14 protein-coding genes are annotated in these 18386 nt (G+C 68.1%); 7 read left to right on the top strand and 7 right to left on the bottom strand.

Annotated features, from left to right (window positions below):
* Positions 1–5: 5 nt before the first annotated feature.
* Entirely contained in the window at positions 6–1283 is a 1278-nt protein-coding gene (locus NKI68_RS20670; RefSeq protein ID WP_254546635.1) for an RNA-guided endonuclease TnpB family protein, read from the bottom strand.
* 263 nt (positions 1284–1546) lie between these two features.
* Here NKI68_RS20670 and NKI68_RS20675 point away from each other — a divergent pair, with 263 nt between their 5' ends.
* Both NKI68_RS20675 and NKI68_RS20680 read left to right on the top strand, forming a co-directional pair.
* Positions 1547–2593, top strand: a complete 1047-nt coding sequence (locus NKI68_RS20675; protein ID WP_254546636.1) for an ABC transporter ATP-binding protein — start codon at positions 1547–1549, stop codon at positions 2591–2593.
* Between the two features lies 1 nt (position 2594).
* The gene (locus NKI68_RS20680) at positions 2595–3944 is read left to right on the top strand and encodes an ABC transporter ATP-binding protein (protein ID WP_254546637.1); all 1350 of its coding nucleotides are present in this window, start codon (positions 2595–2597) and stop codon (positions 3942–3944) included.
* 4 nt (positions 3945–3948) lie between these two features.
* On the opposite strand, the gene NKI68_RS20685 is transcribed toward NKI68_RS20680, so the two are convergent.
* Positions 3949–5424 carry a metallopeptidase TldD-related protein gene (locus tag NKI68_RS20685; protein WP_254546638.1) on the bottom strand — a complete coding sequence of 492 codons (1476 nt, stop codon included), beginning with the start codon at positions 5422–5424 and terminating at the stop codon, positions 3949–3951.
* A 119-nt stretch (positions 5425–5543) separates the two neighbouring features.
* Between NKI68_RS20685 and NKI68_RS20690 the strand changes: the two genes are divergently transcribed.
* The 3 genes from NKI68_RS20690 to NKI68_RS20700 all read left to right on the top strand — a co-directional run bounded on the left by NKI68_RS20690 (position 5544) and on the right by NKI68_RS20700 (position 6582).
* On the top strand, positions 5544–5690 hold the full coding sequence (locus NKI68_RS20690; RefSeq protein ID WP_254546639.1) for a YheV family putative metal-binding protein: 147 nt from the start codon (positions 5544–5546) through the stop codon (positions 5688–5690).
* A gap of 170 nt (positions 5691–5860) precedes the next feature.
* A complete protein-coding gene (locus NKI68_RS20695; protein WP_254546640.1) occupies positions 5861–6256 on the top strand; it encodes a hypothetical protein in 396 nt (131 codons plus the stop codon).
* A 5-nt stretch (positions 6257–6261) separates the two neighbouring features.
* On the top strand, positions 6262–6582 hold the full coding sequence (locus NKI68_RS20700; RefSeq protein WP_254546641.1) for a winged helix-turn-helix domain-containing protein: 321 nt from the start codon (positions 6262–6264) through the stop codon (positions 6580–6582).
* Between the two features lie 102 nt (positions 6583–6684).
* Here NKI68_RS20700 and NKI68_RS20705 read toward each other — a convergent pair whose 3' ends face one another.
* The 5 genes from NKI68_RS20705 to trpB form a co-directional block, all read right to left on the bottom strand.
* Positions 6685–11790 carry a multicopper oxidase domain-containing protein gene (locus tag NKI68_RS20705; RefSeq protein ID WP_254546642.1) on the bottom strand — a complete coding sequence of 1702 codons (5106 nt, stop codon included), beginning with the start codon at positions 11788–11790 and terminating at the stop codon, positions 6685–6687.
* 389 nt (positions 11791–12179) lie between these two features.
* A complete protein-coding gene (locus NKI68_RS20710; protein WP_254546643.1) occupies positions 12180–13409 on the bottom strand; it encodes a polysaccharide deacetylase family protein in 1230 nt (409 codons plus the stop codon).
* A gap of 455 nt (positions 13410–13864) precedes the next feature.
* Positions 13865–14323, bottom strand: coding sequence for a ferritin-like domain-containing protein (locus NKI68_RS20715; protein WP_254546644.1), 459 nt, complete (start codon positions 14321–14323; stop codon positions 13865–13867).
* A gap of 1060 nt (positions 14324–15383) precedes the next feature.
* Positions 15384–15689 (bottom strand): PadR family transcriptional regulator, encoded by a 306-nt coding sequence (locus tag NKI68_RS20720; RefSeq protein ID WP_254546645.1) that lies wholly within the window; start codon positions 15687–15689, stop codon positions 15384–15386.
* 252 nt (positions 15690–15941) lie between these two features.
* Complete coding sequence (gene trpB, locus NKI68_RS20725) at positions 15942–17093, bottom strand: tryptophan synthase subunit beta (RefSeq protein ID WP_254546646.1); 1152 nt, start codon at positions 17091–17093, stop codon at positions 15942–15944.
* Between the two features lie 152 nt (positions 17094–17245).
* Here trpB and NKI68_RS20730 point away from each other — a divergent pair, with 152 nt between their 5' ends.
* Together NKI68_RS20730 and NKI68_RS20735 are read left to right on the top strand one after the other, a co-directional pair.
* Positions 17246–17938, top strand: a complete 693-nt coding sequence (locus NKI68_RS20730; RefSeq protein WP_254546647.1) for a YesL family protein — start codon at positions 17246–17248, stop codon at positions 17936–17938.
* Positions 17935–18384 (top strand): hypothetical protein, encoded by a 450-nt coding sequence (locus NKI68_RS20735; protein WP_254546648.1) that lies wholly within the window; start codon positions 17935–17937, stop codon positions 18382–18384. Before NKI68_RS20730 ends, NKI68_RS20735 begins: the two co-directional genes overlap by 4 nt.
* Positions 18385–18386: the final 2 nt, after the last annotated feature.

The following is an 18386-nucleotide window of genomic DNA, read 5'->3' on the forward strand; positions in this document are numbered from 1 at the left end:
CTGCCCTAAAAGGCGGGGCTTCCTACAAGGGAAGCCTCGTCGTCGGAGGTTTCAGAACTGAAGTCCCCGAGCGTCATCTGTCGGGATTTCCGACTCGACTCGCGGTGTCCTGTGGTGCTGTCACGAGCACTCCCGTCCCGAGGCGAGTCATCGTCTGCCGGTTTCCAAGGCAGGCTCTCTCCCCACGGGTTGAGGCGACTGGCGACCTTCGCCGCCGCGTTGATGTCCGCTTGGTACTCCGTCACCCAACAGTCGTCGTGTGGACAGACGAACGCCGCCTGTGTGCTCCGCCGACCGAGCCGGTTGCAGGCGTGACACGTCTGGGACGTGTACGCCGGGTTCACGAACCGCACCGGAATCCCCGCGTCGAGGGCTTTGTCCTCGATGCGTCCGGTGAGCCGGGCGAACGCCCAGGCGTGAAGCCGGCGGTTCATCCACTTGCCGTAGTCAAGGCGCTCGCGGATGTACGACAGGTCTTCAAGCACAATAACGGGGTTCTCGAACTGTCGAGCATATTCGACGGCCTCACGGGATGCCTTCTCGACAATGTCCGTGAGGGCGTTCTGGTAGTGCGTGAACCGTTCGTCAATTCGCCACTCGGCGTCTCGCCGTTGAAGCCGCTGGAGGGTCGTGAACATCTCTTTGCGGAGGTGTCGCGCCCGTCCACCGTCGTAAATGTACGGTTGGGTTGGAGTACCGTCCTTCAGGGCACAGCCCGTCAGGAGTTTCGATTCACCGATATCGAAGCCGACCGGCGTCGGGTCGTCCGGTTCCGCTGGTTCTGCAACCTCGTACTCGACGGTGACGTGAAGCACCCAGCTCGTGCGGTACTCTTGGAGTCGGAACTCTCCGACCGACACGTCGCCGTCGAGCAGGTCGCTCCACAACTCCCGCTGAGCGGGGTTGATACGGAGCGGAATCCAGAAGGCGTTGCCACGTCCGGCCTGCGGGACGCGCCAGCAGAACTCGTGCGTGCGCTCCTCGGAGTGGTCGAGACGCCACCCTCGGTTCGTGAAGCGAACGGGGTGGTCGTCGTCCAATTCGGAGGCGTTGTACGTCCGGCGGAGTTGCGGGACGTAGTTTTTGAGCGCGTCCTTCGCGTAGGACGTGAGCGTGTACGGCGTGACGACGTCGTTGACCGCCGTCTGCGTGTTCGCGCCGCTCTCGAACGCTTCGGAGAGCGCACGGCGGTACGTCGCCACGGTCCGCTGAAGCCGGTGCTCTTTGTGCGCCGTTGGTGGCGCGAGCGTGGCTTCGAGCGTTTTCGTGGCGGTGACTGTCACAACAGTATCAACGAATCTATGCAAGTTAAGACTATCGAAAAACTAAGTTCTGGTAGAGATGCCGAACTTGAACATCGAAGTGAGCGACGAAGAGTACGAACGACTGAGCGAAGTGAAAGACGCACACGGCCTGACGTGGCGAGGACTCGTCATACAGGGCGCGAAAGCGTTGGACACCGAGGGGCCACTGTAGGGCGAGGGGTGGCCGTCACGAACGCGATTCCTCCCCGCCGAAAACGGCGGGATTTCCTCGCTACCGCAAGATGACAGGTACGCTACTCGACGTCGACGACCTCGAAGTCTACTACGAGACCGAGGACGGTCCCGCGCAGGCGGTCGACGGCGTGAGCTTCTCGCTCGAGGAGGGCGAGAACCTCGGGATCGTCGGCGAGTCCGGCTGCGGGAAGACGACGCTCGCGAAGGCGATCATCGGCATCCTGCCCGACGCCGGCTACGTCAACGGGGGCTCGATCCGGTTCAAGGGCGAGGACCTCACGGAACTCTCCCGCCGGCAGCGACGCCGGTACCAGTGGGAGGAGATCTCGATGATCGCCCAGTCCGCGATGAACTCGCTCGACCCGGTCTACACCATCCGCGAGCAGATCGTGGAGGCCATCGAGGCCCACCGGCCGGGGACGGGCCGGGTCGAGTCGACGCGGATCGTCACCGAGATGTTCGAACTCGTCGGGCTCGACCCCGACCGGGCCGACGACTACCCCCACCAGTTCTCCGGCGGGATGCGCCAGCGGGCGATGATCGCCATGGCGCTCGCGCTCGACCCCGCGCTGGTCCTCGCGGACGAGCCGACGACCGCCCTCGACGTCATCATGCAGGACCAGATCTTGAAGCGCATCGGCGAGATCCAGGACCGCATCAACTCCTCGATGCTGGTCATCACCCACGACGTGAGCGTCGTCGCCGAGACGTGCGACCGCGTCATCGTGATGTACGCCGGGAAGATCGCCGAGGAGGGCCCCGTCGAGGAGATCTTCGGCTCCCCCTACCACCCCTATACGATCGGGCTCAAGCGGGCGTTCCCGAACATCAGGAAGCGCGAGCAGGACCTGATGAGCATCGCCGGCTACCCGCCGGAACTCGTCGATCCCCCCTCGGGCTGTCGGTTCGCCGCGCGCTGCCCGCTCGCCACCGATCGGTGCCGGAGCGAAGCGCCGTCGGCCCACCGGATGGGCGAGCTTCGGACGTACTGCCACTACGCGGAGGAGATCGACGCGGAGTTCCGCCCCGTCGCCGACCGGCCGGAGACGTGGGAGGGGACCGAGGCGGCGACCGAGGCCGCGGGGGGTGACTGACGTGAGCGACGACGAGCCCATCGTCCGCGTCGAGAACCTGAAGAAGCACTTCTCGGTGAGCGAGGGGTGGCTCGCGAGCCTCGCGCGGTCGGTCACCGGCGAGGAGGCGCGCGTCGTCCACGCCGTCGACGGCGTCTCGTTCGAACTCAACCGCGGTGAGACGCTCGGACTGGCCGGCGAGTCCGGCTGCGGGAAGACGACCACCGGCATGTCGCTGGTGAAGCTCCACGAGCCGACCGACGGGGACATCGCCTACCGCGGCACGCGCCTCGGCGAGGCGGACGACGAGGCGCTCGCCGCGTTCAGGCGGAACGCGCAGATGATCTTCCAGGACCCCTTCGAGAGCCTGAACCCGCGCATGACGGTGTACGACATCGTCGCCGAACCGCTGCGCGTCCACGACCTCCCCGCACAGACCGCCCGGGTGCGGCGGGCGCTCGAGTTCGCGGAACTCAAACCCGCGGACGCGTACTTCGATCAGTACCCACACGAGCTGTCCGGCGGCCAGCGCCAGCGCGTCGCCATCGCCCGCGCGCTCGTGCTCGATCCGGACTTCATCGTCGCCGACGAACCCGTCTCGATGCTCGACGTGAGCCTCCGGGCGGGCGTGCTCTCGCTGCTCGAGCGGATGACCGACGAGTTCGACCTCTCGGTCGTCTACATCAGCCACGACCTCTCGCTGCTGCGTCACATGTGCGATCGCATCGCGATCATGTACATGGGGAAGATCGTGGAGATCGGCCCGACCGATCGGATCATCGAGGACCCGAAGCACCCCTACACCCGGGCGCTGGTGGACGCGGTTCCGGTCCCCGATCCCGACGCCGGCCGCGAGCGGGTCGAACTCGAGGGCGAGGTCGGCGACGTCATCGAGATCCCCTCGGGCTGTCGGTTCCGGACGCGGTGTCCGATGCTCATCGCCCCCGAGGAGTACGACCTCGGGGCCGAGGAGTGGGAGCGCGTCCGGCGGTTCATGCGCGTCGTCCAGCGGCGGGACGTCGATCACCTGTCCGCCGACGGGGAGCTCCTCCCGGAACCGGAGATCTCGGCGCGGTGCTTCCCGGAGGGGGGTCCCGCCGGGGACGCCGGGCGCGTCGTCGAGGAGGCGATCTCGCTCCTGGCGGCCGACCGGTGGGACGACGCGGAGGAACGCCTGACCGGCGCGTTCGAGGAGCGGAGCCCCTGCGCGACGGCCGTGCCGCCGCTCGAGACGAAGGCCGACGTCGCCGACGCGCGCGAGGTGGCGTGCCACCGCTACGAGGGCGAGGCCGTGGCCGATCCGGCGGGGTCCGACACCCCCGCCGGCGAGGGCGGTCGGGCGGGGAACGCCGACGCGTCGGCCGACGACTGACCCGCTACCCGTCGTCCGGCGCGAGCACCGCCGTCAGCCGAACGGCGGGTGCCGTGACCGCGTAGGGAAGCCGCGAGCGGTGTTTGTCACAGACGCCGGTCGTCGTCTCGCGGACGCTTCCGAGCATCGAGATCCCGCGGAGCGTCGCCGGATCCGACGCGAGGTGCGCGCCGTCGAGACGACTCGTCCGCTCGCCGCCCTCGACGCGATAGCCCTCCGCGATCGGCCAGTCGACGCGCCCCCGGTCGGGCCGGTCCGATTCCGCCGCCGTCTCCCGCAGGTCCCGTGCGTAGAGGACGCTCGGCGGCATCCACCCGCTTCGCTTGCGCGCTTCGAGGTCGTCGCGGTAGCGCGGCGGGTCGAACCGCTCGACGTACGCCGTCGCGCCCGCGAGCAGGTCGGTCTCCGAGGCCGTCCCCGCCTCGACGTCGAGGTGTCGGGCGTGGATCCGCGGCGGCGCGTCGAACCCGAGGCTCGGGACCGCCGTCCCGGCCGGGAACGCGTCGTGATCCGCCGCGCTTTCGGTGTCGTGTAGCAGCGACGCGACCGCGCCGTCCCTGACGAGCGCGACCGGCTCGGTCGGTCGGGCCTCGGCGTCGTACGCCATCGCGCCCCACGAGCCGGCGCGGATCGCGTCCTCGACGGCGAGGCCGCCCCCGGCGACCTCGTCCCCGACCGCGTGGTTCGGCAGGCCGAGGTAGCCGGCGTCGGCCTCGAGCGCGTGCGAGAGGTGGTGGACGAGCTGGGCGGTCGCCCGCGGGCTCAGGACGACGTCGGCCTCGCGCTCCTCCGCGAGCGCGTCCGCCGATCGGTCGCGGAGGTCGTCTACACGGGCGAACGCCTCGGCCGCGAGCGACTCGAACTCGTCGAAGATCGCCGTCCCGCGCAGGGTTCCCGCGAAGCGACGGACGGTCGGACACGCCGGCGCGTCGACCACGAGGTCGGTCGACGCGCGCTCGAACGTCGTCCGAACGGCGCTCCCGGTCGTCGTCGTGATCGCGTGATCGACGCTCGCGTCCGCGTAGGTGACGCGGACGCGGTCGACCCCGTCGACGCGCGAGGCGTCGAGCGCGGACCGGAGTCGGTCGACCTTCGCCTCCGGTTCGAGGTCGGTCAGTCGCGGGGTCGTCCCCCACCCGCCGTGCACCGCGCGGTGGAGCGTCTCCGTGTCGACGCGGGCGGGCCGCGTCTGCGCGAGTTGCGCCGCGGACCGGATCGCCCGGTCGGCCTCGTCGCGCAGGCTCTCCTCGTCGAGCGCCGTGGTGTACCGGTAGTCGGCGGCGCCGTTCGCGAACACGCGACACCACACCCCGGTCTCCGTGAACGCGGTGGCGTTGCGCGTCCCCTCACGGGTGACCACCGCGTCCGTCTTGTACTGAACGACGCCGCCGACCTCGGCGTAGGCGACCTCGTCCCGGTCCTCGAGGTACGCCGTGAGCACCTCCATCGCCGCCAGCGTCTCGTCGCGATCCGTGGGCATTCTGCCACGAGATGTGACGGGGGGACCTTCAACGTCGCGATAGTGGTGCGCTCGACGCCGCGGTCGATCGCCTCCGGCCACCGCACTTATCCCGATCGGGCCAGTCCCACCGCGTAGACATGGGACGTAAGCGGCACATCTGCCCGGACTGTTCGGAACCACGCGTCGTCGTGCTGATCGAGGCGACTGGAGAGGAGCGCCGCGAGTGCGCGGAGTGCGGATGGCGAGACTTCGAGACGCTCGCCGAGCGAGAACTCACAGACTGACGTCGTCGCATCCTCCTCGACGCGCGGACTCCCGGACCGATCACGACGCGACCGTCGCCGCCGTCCGTGACGGCGAATCGACACTTCTCGGCGGGCCGAATCCGTTGACTTCCGGACGACGAATGGTAAGAGCTATCGTGTTACGGTAAATTCATCGTTTCACGATTGTCATGGAGGGAAGCGAATCTCGGGACGAGCGGTGGCGTGCGGCGAGGTGCATCGCGTGCGGGCGGGACGCGGGGTTCAACCGGGCCGTGCTGGACGTCGTGACCGACGAGGTCGTCGGCGGGTTCTGCGTCCGGTGTGAGCGGCGCGACTTCGGGAGGAGCCTCGCCCGTGGCGACTGGGGGCGGGTCGAGGGGTGCGCGCTCTGCGACCGGGACGGGTTCTACGCCCTGCCGCTCTGGCTGCCCTACACGGAGGATCGCGGGGGCGATACGGTCTGTCGGGTCGCGATGGAGGGGCGCGAGTCGACGCCCCGCCTCTGTGACGGACACGTCGCGACGATCGAGGGGAGTCGCGAGCGCTCGCGACCGGAAGCGACGCGGCGAGCGAATCGGGTGTGACCGGGATGGCCGCACGCGACCTGCGCGACGCGTCCGCGGACGGGATGCGGAGGCACGCCGAGTGGATGGGGAAGGCCGACGACCGCATCCTCGAACTGTTGCGGGCCGACGGTCCGGCGACGCCGCGGGCGCTCCGCGACGGGATGGCGGCCCGCGGCACCGGCACCGTCTATCGACGGACGGACGTCGAGCGGCGGTGCGAACGCCTCGCGGCCCACGGGTTGATCGCGTTCGACGGCTACGGGCCGTGCGAACTCACGCCGCTCGGCGACCGGTACCTCCGCGGCGACCTCGACGCGAACGAACTGGATCGGTCGGACGGGTGATCCTCGGCCCGCGTCGACGGCCACCGACCCCGGCGAGCGAGCGGACCGTCCGGCGGAACGCCGGCGTCGGGTGCGCTCGTCCGCGCCGCGCGAGCGGGTAGGCTACGCGCTCACGTCTCGGAGTCCGGCGACCACGTCGATGGAGGTGTTGGTCGCGCCGGTGAGCGTGGTGGCGAGTCGCCCCCACGGCACGTCGGCCAGCGCCTCGCGCAGTTCCCCCCCGGCGGGCACCGTGTAGGTCGTATCGCCCTCCGTCTCCACGACGAGAGCCGCCAGCGCACCCTCGCCCTCGGACGACTCGTCGGTAGCGAGGGAGATGCCGGCGCGCTCGCCCGGCTCGCCGACGAAGACGCCGTCGGCCGTCGAGAGGTCCGTGACGTTCCGATCGGCACCGTTCTCGAAGACGTAGACCGCCCCCGCGTCCACCCCCGCGAGGTCGCTACGGGGCACGCCGACGACGAGATCCTCGCGTCCCGAGCCGGTCAGGTCGGTTCGGAGGACGTTCCAGCCGGGGCGTTCGTCCGGCGTCAGCCCCATCTTCTTCGCCATCGCCGGTAGCGGTTGCATCGGGGTCTCGAAGTCGCCGGGGTCCTCCCGCACGCGGAAGATGCCCCAGAAGCCGGCCTCGAGGCGGCGGCGCTCCTTGAGTTCGGCGTAGAGGAAGTCCCCGGTGCTCTCCGCGAGGCCGCCCGCGTCGCTGACCAGGTCGAGGTCCTCCGCCTTTCCGACCTCGAAGCGGTCGTCCGCCCCGATGATGGGCGACTCGGGTATTCCGCGGAACCGCCGCCACTGGTGGCTCGCGAGGTGGAACGTCATCCCGCGGGACTTGTCGGAACTCTTCTGGACCAGGAACTTGATCGGATCGCCGAGCAGCGCCTCCGGGATCGGCGTCGCGGGATCGCCGTGCGTCTCCGAGTCGAAGACGAGGTGCTGGTCGTCCGGGCCGGTCTGGAAGCGCCGGATGAACGGCTCCGCGCGGTTGTTGATCGCGACGTACCCCTGATCCTCGGGGTCACCGATCTGGTTGCACGGCGCGTTCGGATCCTGCTCGGGATCGTCCAGGTTCACCGGTACCACACAGTCGTCCGGGTCGTTCTCGTTGACGATGTACCGCCCGTCGCTGAACGAGAGGGTGAACTCCCGCGTGTCGGTCCCGTTGGGGGTCGCGATCATCGCCTCGCTACCGGCGAGCAGGGGTTCCGCGGTGTTCGGATCGAGCCACGTCGCGTTCCTCGGTTCGACGATGAGGGTACCGAACGCGCCGTGGTGGCGGTGGCTCCGGACGTCCGCCTCGTCCCAGAGCGCCACGTTGCTGGGCACCTCCTCTGCGTACCACCGATAGGTGATGGTCTCGCCGGGCGCGACCGTCTGATCGAAGTTGAATCCGACGGTCGCGCCGTCTGAGGCGGTCACGTCGTAGGTGATCCGCGTCGGGTGGAGCGAGATCCGATCGGAGGCGTCCCACGGCTGGGAGACGCGCATCTTCGGGTGCGCGTGGTCCTCGACGCCGTCGTCCGGATCCCGTAGTCGCTCGAGGAGGTCGCGAACCAGCGCCTTGATCCGCTCGACGAGGTCGTCGTCGAGGTCGTCGAGGAACTCCTCGACGATCCGCCCGACCTCCGAGCGGGTCAGCCCGTCCTCGATCGCCGCCTCGAGTTTCTTTCGGAGTTCGTCGTGTCGTACGTCGACGTCCCCGAGCAGGTCGTCGAGGAGGTCCCGCAGTTCGTCCTCGACGTCCTCGACGTCCTCGACGTCCCCGGGTAGCCCGTTCGTGAGGTTGATCTCGACGCAGTCGCCGCGGTTCGCCCGGATCGCGAGGGGCTCGGCGGGTCGATCGCCGCACTTGACGTCCTCGACGTGTTCGTCGAGCGCGTAGACGATCCCGAACGGGTCGTGATCGCCGTACTCGTTGAACTCGATCTCCGTCCGGAACGCCGTGACGTCTATCTGTCGTACCGGCGCGTCGTCCGGGCAGGGATCGCCTGGGTCGGGCGCTTGCGGCGGCACCTCGCCGACGTTCCTGTTCTGGCGGGCGTCCTTGTCCGGCGGGAAACAGCGGTTGTCGTCCTCGTCGTACAGCAGGAGCGCGTCCCGGCCGAGGCGCTCGAGGCGCTCGAGGCCGAGGAAGGGCGCGAAGTGGCCCATCCGCTCGAGGTCCCTCTTCGTGATCTTCTTCCCCTTCGGCGGGCCCCGATCGGGGAGCGGTGCGAGGTGGGGGGTCTCGGCGTCGAAGACGCGGTGGATCCCCCACATCCCCGTCCAGCGGTCGTCGATGATGCCCGTCCCGTAGAGGTGGTCCCGGACGGGCAGGCCGAACGGGTTGTCCATCCGTTCGAAGTCCTGTCCGCTCTCCTCGTCCGGATCGATCAGGAACGTGAACTGCTCAGACGTCCCGATGTGCTCCGAGACCGCGTCCTGGATGTCCAATCCTTCGCTCTCGAAGGGACGCCCGTGGAGCAGGAAGTTGTGCTGTTCCTCCCACGCACCCTGGATCACCCGGATGCGGATCGGGTCGTTCGAGTAGGCTTCGAGCAGCGGCGTCGGCGGGTCGCCGTGGACCGCGGAGCTGTAGGCGTACGCCGCGTCCGGATCGTTGCGCTGGTAGAGCGGCGCGTTCCGGTAGTTGATCGCCATCGTCCCCGCGTTCTCGTTGTGCTGGACGTCGGGGTTGACGAACTCGCCGTTGCGCTTCACGAGCTGGGCGAAGTCGTGGAGGTGGAGCGCGAACTCCCGGAAGTCGTTCTTGCCCTCCGGCGTCTTGATGATCGCCTGCGAACCGCTTCGGATGGGCTCACCCGAGTACGGATCGAGGTACTCAGAGCCCTGGGGCTCGACGATGAGCGCGCAGAACTCGCCGTGCATCACGTCGTCGATGCCGAAGATGTGGTCGTGGAAGTAGATCGGCCCCTCCTCGTCCGCGTACCATCGGTAGGCCCGCTGCTCGCCGGGTTCCGTGTACTGCTCGTAGTTGTAGCCGTTGGCGAGCGAGTCCGACCCCAGCAGGTCGTAACTCACGAAGTGGGGGTGGATCGACATCGCGCGCTCGGTCTCGTTCTTGAGGGTGAGTTCGACGCAGTCGCCGACGTTCGCGCGGATGAACAGCGGCTCGGGGTTCATCTCGCCGTTTCGAATGGCTTCGGCGTCCTCCTCGAGCGCGTAGACGATCCCGTCGGGATCGTGGTCGCCGTTGTCGTTGTAGACGATGTCCGCCGGCAACGCGACGATCGTGTACTCCTTGACGGGCGCGTCCTTGCCGGCGGGCGGGCCGCCGAACTCCGTGTTGTCGAGCCAGGGATCGCACGGGTCGACGTACGGCGCGCCGGGGACGATCTCGCCCAGTGCCTCCTCCTCCTCGGGCGTGGGCTGGCGACCCGTTTCCGGCGGGTTCGGCCCGGTCGCCCCGGGCGATTCCGGCGGCGGACTGCCGACCTCGTTCGGGATGAAGTCCGGAAAGCCGGGGATCGGCGAGTCTTCGGGCAGGATACCCCGCGGGAACGGCACCTCGTCGGGCACCGGGTCGTCCGCGATGGTCGTGTTCGGCAACGGCTGAAGGCCGCACTGCTCCTTGTCGAAGATACGCAGACTCCCCCACATCCCCTCGCCGTAGTGGGGGAACAGGTGGCAGTGGAAGAGGACGTCGCCGGCGGTGCCGTGTGCGCCGCCGGCACCGATCTCGAACGCCTCCTCGAACGTCATCTCCGGTCGCACCGTCTCGCTGGGACCGGAGGCTTCCGATCCCTGCGCCTCGCCGTGGGCCACGACGAAGTAGACGGGGAACGACGCGCCCAGCCCGACCGTCTGGGAGTCGATCGTGTCCGAGTCGGACCGGTTCGGGATCGTCTTCCAGCGGTGGGCGTGGAGGTGGTGGACGTGATTCTCCTCGATAGAGGCCCCGACCGCGACGAACTTGATCGGGTCGCCCTTGTAGACGGGGTAGGTGTTGTCCCCGCCGCCCGGATCGCCGTTCAGCCACGAGTTGTAGAAGAACTCCTCCAGGGCGTCGGGTTCGACGCCGAGTTCCTCGGCGCGGTCGGGATCGGCCCGCTGTGCCGTCGGGTCGGCACGGTAGTTGATCGCGTGGACGTTCTGCGGTTCGTCGGAGTTCGGATAGGTGAGATCCGGCTTCAGCCCCTCGGGTGTGTGGTAGTGGACGACGATCTCGCGGTAGCTCGTCCCCAGCATCTCGGGGTCGTGGATGTCGGCCTGGACGCCGCTTCTGAGTTCCCCGCCGGTGAACGGGTCGGTCCAGGTCGCGCCCGCGGGCTCGACCATCATCGTCCCGAACAGGCTCTTCGACAGGAGGTTGACCTCCTCGGGGGGCTGTTCGGCGCTGTCGTACGCCGGATTCGCGAGGTCGTAGAAGAAGTGGCCGCCCTGGTGGGCGGCGAACCAGCGGTAGGTGATCGACTCGCCCGGCGCGACCGTCGTGTCCGGATTGTACCCGACGTTCGCGCCGTCTGACTCCTTCACGTCGTAGGGCAACCCGACTTGATGCATCGACGCCCGTCGATCGAGGTGATTGATGAACTCGATCTCGACGATGTCGCCCTCGTTGGCGCGGATGACGAGCGGGCGAAGCACCGACGTGTCGATCCCGTCGTCGTGCGGATCGCCGGCGGGGTGGTCGTCGCCGCCGTGGTGGTGGCTGCCCCGCTCGTGGTCGTGCCCGCCGTCCTTTCGGTGGCGGTGGTGCTGATCGGTCCCGTCGGGGTGGTGGTGGTCGTGGTCGGCTCCCTTCGGGTGCTGGTGGTGTTTGTGGCCGTCGATGTCGATGTGGGCGGTGTCCTCGCACTGCTCCTTGGCGTCGGAGCCCGAGTAGAAGTCGAGGCGTTGTTCGTCGCCGTCGACCGCCTCGAACGCGTCGTTCGGGAACGTCCCCGACGCCTTGCGCGCGGCCTCCAGGTCCTCGTCGAGGACGTACATGACGCCTCGGGGCTGGTGGAGGCCGAACTGGTTGTACGGAATGTCTACCTCGATGGCGTGGACCGTGAACTTCCGGACCTTTCCGTCCTTCTTCGGTTCGTCGGGGACGTGTCTCTCGTCGCCGTCGAGGACGCCGAACGCGCCGCCGCCGAGGGCCATCCCCGACGCGAGCGCGCCGCCACCCGCCAGGAACGATCGACGGGTGGCCTCGAAGCCGCCCCCGCCGTCGGTCCGCGTCGCGTCGCCGTCGTCGGTGTCGCTCTGGTTCGTCCGCTTCTCAGTCATGGAACGGACAAACACACGAGGGAACGTGTGTTAGTTACGGAGCGAAATAAGCGTCTGAACGTCCTGTTAACCACTAATACAGCGGTTCTCGAATTAGACAACTCGATGAATATTACTCGTTCTCTATGTAACGAATGTCGTACCGACGAGAACGCGAGAATCGCCCCCGCCGACGGATCTCCACCGCGGTACTAGTCTCCGGTTAACGTGACAGTGGAGGGTCGCCCACCGTCACGTACCCGGGAACGCTCGGGAGAGCGAACGGACGACGCGGCGTTCGCGCTCGGTGGCTCGTCGATCGGTCCCGACGCCGACCGGGAGCGATCCCCCTCGGCGGGCTCGTACGCCGACGCTAACCGTCGTCGTCGCGGCGGTTATACCGCGCTTACTCACGAGTCACGAGCGCGCCCCCACCGATCGAGCGACCCGAGGTACTCCCGGAGGTCGGTCGCGGTGAGCACGTCGATCTCGCCGGCCCGCTCCCGCCGGCGGACGTGCTCGACCAGTTCCTCGAACGCCGCCGGGTCGAAGTGGTGAAAGAGGGGCACCGAGAGCGATCGATACTCGGCGGCGAGGTCGACCAGTTCCTTCGCGCCGGCGAGGTCGCCGTCGACGCCCTTCGACCCGACGCACATCGGGTTGGTAAGCGCGTAGTTCGTCGGCGCGCCGCCGCCGAAGGCGAGGTCGAAGTGCTCGGCGAGCGCGTCCATCGACCGCCCGTCGTAGGCACCGTACGGGTAGACCATGACGTCGGCTCGCTCGCCGGCGATCTTCCGGAAGAACATGTCCATCTCGGCGACGTCGGCCGCCAGTTCGTCGGCGGAGAGTTCGGTCACGTTCTGGTGGGCCGTCGTGTGGTAGCAGAGATCCCACCCGGCGTTCGACAGCTCGCGGAGCTGGAGCCCCGAGAGCCGCGACGGCCGGCCGACGTGGTTCAGGACGACCGCCTCGATGGCCGGATAGCCGTACTCCCGGAGTACGGGGAAGTACTCCGTGTAGTGGTGCTCGTGGGTGTCGTCGAACCGGAAGATCAGCTTCCCGCGATCGGGCCGGGGGTGCGCGCGGACGTCGTCGAGCCAGAAGCGCACGAGGCGGTCGCCGGGGTTCATCGAGAGGACCAGCGCCCGGACGTCCGAGAGATCCGGCGATCCCTTCGTCCGCGTCGGCGCGACGTCGAACCGCTGCCACCCGGCGTTCTTCAGCCCGAGATACGGATGTTCGAACCGGATCCAGTTGTCGCGGTCCGGCGCGAGCGCGGTCACGTAGAGCGTCGGCTCGACGTCGTCCGGTTCGTGGAAGTACGCCGCGAACGAGAGCGTCGCGTCCGAGAGGTCGATCGGGTCGTCACTGTAGTCGCCGGTCAGGGCGACGCGACCCCGGGCCTCGTAGCGTAGCGACCGCGGCCCGTCGAAGTAGATCCGATCGTCGGCGGCGACCTCCTCCCCGGACCAGCGCGAGAGGTCGCGCATGTCGTCGACGAGTCGACCGCCGGCGACGAACCGCCCGAGGTACTCCGGGCTGACGCCGCGGGGGCCGGGACCCGGCTCCGGAAGCGGCTTCGCGTCGTCCCGCTCCCCGTTGCGTCTCCGCGGCGTCGCCGTCTCGTTCCGTCGCCGCACGGGGGCCCCCGACGGCGGCGATTCCGTAGCGGATGGCGCGCTGCACCCCGCTCCGATCGCGATCGCGCCCGACGCCAGGAACGCACGACGTGTCGCACTTCGAGGATCGTCCGTCATCTATAATTCAGATTTATATCTATTGTATAAATAACGTACTACTTCGAGAACTGTCCGGGCGAGCGGTCGCCGTCCTGCCGAACCGGCGCGGAACGAGGGGACGAGGAACCGCCCGCCCTCGAGCGGTCGACCGGATCGACGACCAGGGACTCCCCCGGAGCGGGTGCCATATCGAGCGCACCGTTCCGGGTATATTCCAGAATTATTGAGAGATAAAAAAGTGGCGAGAATCCACGACCGCGGACGACGAACTCCTCATCGGACGGCACCGAAGGTGACGGGGGCGTCGAACGCGGAGCCGACGCTCCTCCGGGCGGTCGGCGGGGCGACGGTCGCCGTTACTCCTCGGAGATGTACTCCTTCCGGTAGCCCCTGAACTCGGTGCGGTGGGCCTCCTCGTCGGTGAGGATCGTGACGGCCAGGTCCTCGGTCACCGGATCGTCGTCCTCGCGGGCGGCCGAGACGAGCGACCGGTACGTCTCGATGGCGTCCTCCTCGGCGTCGAGGACGCCCTCGATCACGCCGATGACGTTCGTCGTGTCCTCCGGGGGCTGGAGGCTGTGCTGGCGGGCTTCGAAGCTCTCCGATCCGGGCAGGCGCTCGTCGAGTTGCTTCAACCGCTCGCCGATCATCTGCGCGTGCGAGAGTTCCTCCTGGATGTCCGCTTGCAGGGAGTCCTTGATCTCCTCCGCGCGGACCCCGTCGAGCACGATGGAGTTCGTCAGGTAGTTCATCACCGTCTCGAGTTCGTCCGTGTACGCTTTCCGGAGTAGCTCGGTCACCTCTTCGCCGGTCATGTCAGTCGGTAGGACCGCCGGCGTAATAGTGTCCCGGCTGGCGTGCGCTACCGGGTTTTCACGCGGGTGGTTCGATCACCGGACGCCGTCCGGGCGGGTAACTGCGTATCGATGGGTGACGGTAGGGCGAGGGAGACGCGTCGCGGGGTGAACTGAACGTTTACACTGATTAGTATAACTGACTCATAATACCTCGCTCCGTCCCTCGACGGTCGATCGAAGTCGAACCGCCGCGTCGCGATCCGTCGATCACGCGCTCGCCGCCGCACTCGACGTAGCGGCGGCCGTCGAACTCGTGTGAGCGCCGGGTGGTGCAGCCGACGGTCCGCCGTCTACGTCGCGGCATATGCAGTGGTTAACTCGACGGTGGGCGGTGAGAGATCGCCGGTACTCTCGGCCGTCGACGCGTCGTCGATGGGTCGCTGGACGTGACTGGGAGGCACGCTCGCGGGGGAAGCGTCGCTCGTCGTCGAGCGCCCCGAAAAAACGGACACAGGTGGGGATGATACCCGGCATCGTGGGGAACGCCGAGCGGAATCCGCGGACGGATCGTTCGATCCGTCCGGGACCCGATGATACGTACAGCATCGATTAACAAAAGTAGAACCCGACTACCCGTATACTTTCGAAGAGTTATATTTGGAATTAACGCGTTGGACGCGATCCGAGGTGGAGGGACGGCCCGGGGGACGAGTACGTGAGGGGAACGTACGGATCGACGAGTCGGGTGAGTATCCGAGAGTCGCCGCTCTCTGTGCGTGCTCCCGCTGTCTTCGATCCTCGGGCGGTACGCCGAAGGGTCCGCCGACCGGACCGGCCACAATTAATTATGCCACCCTTACGGAATTATGATCGTTACTTACCTTTCTGTTGATAACTACTAACTACAAGGGTGCCCGTCGAGGACCGATTTGGGGCGCACGGCTTCCGGTCGACGGGCCACAGGTGGGGACCTGGTGCGCTCCCGCGGCGACCGACGATTTTCCGGCTGTATCGCGGACGAGCGATCCCGCCACCTTGCCACGATCGTCGAACGCGTCCTCTCGGTCAGCCGCGCGTCTCAGGCGGCCGAGGACGCCGAACTCTCGAAGGGGAGGTAGTTGTCCTCCCAGTCCTGTCGGGCGGTCAGGGCCTCGTGTCCCTCCCCGGAGAGTTCGTAGTAGTTCGTTCGGCGGTCGATCTCCCCCTTGTCGACGTACGATCGGTTGACGAGCGTGTCGAGGTTGGGATAGAGCCGTCCGTGCGTGATCTCGCGGCCGGTCGCCGCCTCCAGTTCCTGTTTGATCTGCTGACCGGACGGTCGATCCAACCCCGCGATCACGTACAGCAGGTCCCGCTGGAACCCGGTGAGGTCGAAGAGTGTCATCACGTCGGCCCTTCGAAGTGATGGAGTATTGTTAGTCCGTCTCTCGTGAAACATCAGTGACTGTTCCACTGACGGTTGCGCGATACAACAGTTCCGAACAGACTACGTTCTCGGCCTCGTGGTGACTCGTCCGATCCGCGTCGCTAAATACTGGTAGTGAGACGATATTCGTATCACGGAGACATAACTATACGAACGATAGTACGTTCGTCCTGTGGACGCCGGTGGCGGTCCTCGAGCCCGGAGGGGCGCTCAGAGGTCGAACCGGGCCGCGGCCGTCTCCATGTCCTTGTCCCCGCGACCGGAGAGGTTCACGAGGATCGCGTCGTGCTCGCCCGTCTCGGCCAGTCGGATGGCCCGCGCCACGGCGTGGCTGGATTCGAGCGCCGGGATGATCCCCTCCGTCTCGCTCAGCTCCCGGAAGGCCGCGAGGGCCTCGTCGTCGGTGACCGCGGCGTACTCACACCGGCCGACGGCGCGGAACATCGCGTGCTCGGGACCGACGCCGGGGTAGTCGAGGCCCGCGGAGACCGAGTGCACCTCGACGTCGTCGTCGATGACGCGCGTGCGCATCCCGTGGATCACGTCGTCCCGGCCGCTCGCGAGCGGGGCGGCGTGACGCTTCGAGTCCGCGCCCTCGCCGCCGCCCTCGGCCCCGTAGAACGCGACGCTGTCGTCGCGGAACGCGTGGAACAGACCGATGGCGTTCGACCCGCCGCCGACGCACGCGACCGCCGCGTCGGGGAGGCCGCCGGTCCGCTCGCGGAACTGTTCGCGCGCCTCCTCGCCGATCACGCTCTGGAAGTCGCGGACCATCCGGGGAAACGGGTCCGGCCCGACGACGCTCCCGACGAGGTAGTGGGTGTCCTCGACGTTCCCCGCGAAGTCCTCGAGCGCGGCGTCCACGGCGTCCGCGAGACCCGCATCGCCCCGGGTGACCGAATTGACCGTCGCCCCCATGAGGCGCATCCGGAACACGTTCATCTTCTGGCGCTCCACGTCCTTTTCCCCCATGTAGATCTCCGTGTCCAGGCCGAGCAGCGCCCCGACCATCGCGGTCGCGGTGCCGTGCTGGCCCGCGCCCGTCTCGGCGATGAGGCGGTCCTTCCCGGCGCGCTTCGCGAGCAGTCCCTGCCCGAGGCAGTTGTTAATCTTGTGCGCCCCGCCGTGGAGCAGGTCCTCCCGCTTCAGGTAGAACTCCGCCCCGTAGCGTTCGCTGAGGTTGCGCGCGTGGTAGAGCGGCGTCGGCCTGCCGGCGAACTCCTCGAGGAGCGCGCGGAATTCGGCCTGGAACTCCTCGCCGGTCCCGACGTCGTCGTACGCGGTCGCGAGTCGGTCGAGCGGTTCCCGGAGCGGTTCGGGGACGTGGCGTCCCCCGTAGCCGTCGAAGTCGCCTTCGGACATGTGGTACCCCTTCGAGGCTCGAGTGATACGCCTTACGTACTCGTCGATACCGACGGTCGGACGGCGGGCGTCGGGGAACTCCCCGTCGCCGACCCCGCCGGACCGGCGACATCGGTGTGCTTTTGTCGACACGAACCGCGGACACGAACCGAATGGCCCGCGACGAAGTCGAGCGACTGGATCCCGCGGCGGCGCTGGCGGCGTTCGGACGGGCGGTCTACTCCGATCTCGTCTCGATCGTGGTCCTCAGCGTGCTCTTCTCGCTCGTCTCCCTGCCCCTCGTGACGATCGGTGCCGCGACGATCGCGCTCGTCGAGACGCTCACGGACGTCGTCTCGGGCGAACTCGAGGGCGGCGGGGTGAGCGAGCGCGACAGGGTCGTCCACTTCCTCGAGACGTTCCGCGCTAACGTCCGTCGCGGCCTGCCGCTCAGCGTCCTGCTGCTCGCGGTCGTCGTCGTGACGGGGATCTACTCGACGATCGCGCTCGCGGCGCGGGACGCGTCGTTCCTGCTCGGGGCCGTCGTCGGACTCTACGCGACCGTGATCGCCGCCGCGCTCTGCCTCCGGACCGCCTCGCTGCTCGTTCGAGCGCCAGCAGACCGGCGACCGGCGATGCGCGCCGCGCTCCACGACGCCGCCTACCACCTGCTCGAGACGCCCTCCTTCTCCGTCCTCGTCCTCGTCTTCGCGTCCGTCCTCATCGCCCTCTGCGTCGCCCTCCAGGTCGCGGTCGTCCTCCTCCTCCCGGGACTGCTCGGCCTCCTCGAGGTCGTCTCGTTCGAGGAGACGAGCGGCGAGGGGGCACGCCGCGTCGTCCTGGCGTACCGGGGGGATCCGTCGTGACCCGCTACGAGATCCACGTCGCGAGCACCGTCCCGGTCGCCTTCCTCGCCGTCGCGCTCGGCTACCATCCGACCGTCGCCCTCCCGCTTCTCCTCGGCGCGCTGCTCCCGGAACTCGACGCGCGAACCGAGTCGACCCACCGGTCCTGGGCCCTCCACACGTTCCTCCCGCCGGCGCTCGTCTACGTCCTCGGACGCCGACTTGAGGCGTTCTCTGCGGTTCCCGCGCTCCTGACGGCGACGAACTTCCTCGCGCTCGGGATGGGCCTCCACTTCCTCGCGGACTACGTGTACCCGCGGCGGATGACCCACGAGGGGGCGGCGTGGCCGGTTCGGCCGGTCGGCATCTCGGCACCCTGGGGGCTCCTCTGGCTCGGCGTCTCCTGGACGGTCCAGTGGTTCCTCTACATCGTCCCGGAGTTCGCCCCCTGGCTGGTGGGGCTGTGATC

It is taken from the genome of Halomarina pelagica (assembly GCF_024228315.1).
Taxonomy (GTDB): Archaea; Halobacteriota; Halobacteria; order Halobacteriales; family Haloarculaceae; genus Halomarina; species Halomarina pelagica.

Excerpts from the sequence above, each read along its gene's own strand:
- NKI68_RS20675 (WP_254546636.1), top strand. The coding sequence starts at position 1,547 with ATGACAGGTACGCTACTCGACGTCGACGACCTCGAAGTCTACTACGAG.
- NKI68_RS20685 (WP_254546638.1), bottom strand. The coding sequence starts at position 5,424 with ATGCCCACGGATCGCGACGAGACGCTGGCGGCGATGGAGGTGCTCACG.
- NKI68_RS20690 (WP_254546639.1), top strand. The coding sequence starts at position 5,544 with ATGGGACGTAAGCGGCACATCTGCCCGGACTGTTCGGAACCACGCGTC.
- NKI68_RS20695 (WP_254546640.1), top strand. The coding sequence starts at position 5,861 with ATGGAGGGAAGCGAATCTCGGGACGAGCGGTGGCGTGCGGCGAGGTGC.
- NKI68_RS20700 (WP_254546641.1), top strand. The coding sequence starts at position 6,262 with ATGGCCGCACGCGACCTGCGCGACGCGTCCGCGGACGGGATGCGGAGG.
- NKI68_RS20705 (WP_254546642.1), bottom strand. The coding sequence starts at position 11,790 with ATGACTGAGAAGCGGACGAACCAGAGCGACACCGACGACGGCGACGCG.
- NKI68_RS20715 (WP_254546644.1), bottom strand. The coding sequence starts at position 14,323 with ATGACCGGCGAAGAGGTGACCGAGCTACTCCGGAAAGCGTACACGGAC.
- NKI68_RS20720 (WP_254546645.1), bottom strand. The coding sequence starts at position 15,689 with ATGACACTCTTCGACCTCACCGGGTTCCAGCGGGACCTGCTGTACGTG.
- trpB (WP_254546646.1), bottom strand. The coding sequence starts at position 17,093 with ATGTCCGAAGGCGACTTCGACGGCTACGGGGGACGCCACGTCCCCGAA.
- NKI68_RS20730 (WP_254546647.1), top strand. The coding sequence starts at position 17,246 with ATGGCCCGCGACGAAGTCGAGCGACTGGATCCCGCGGCGGCGCTGGCG.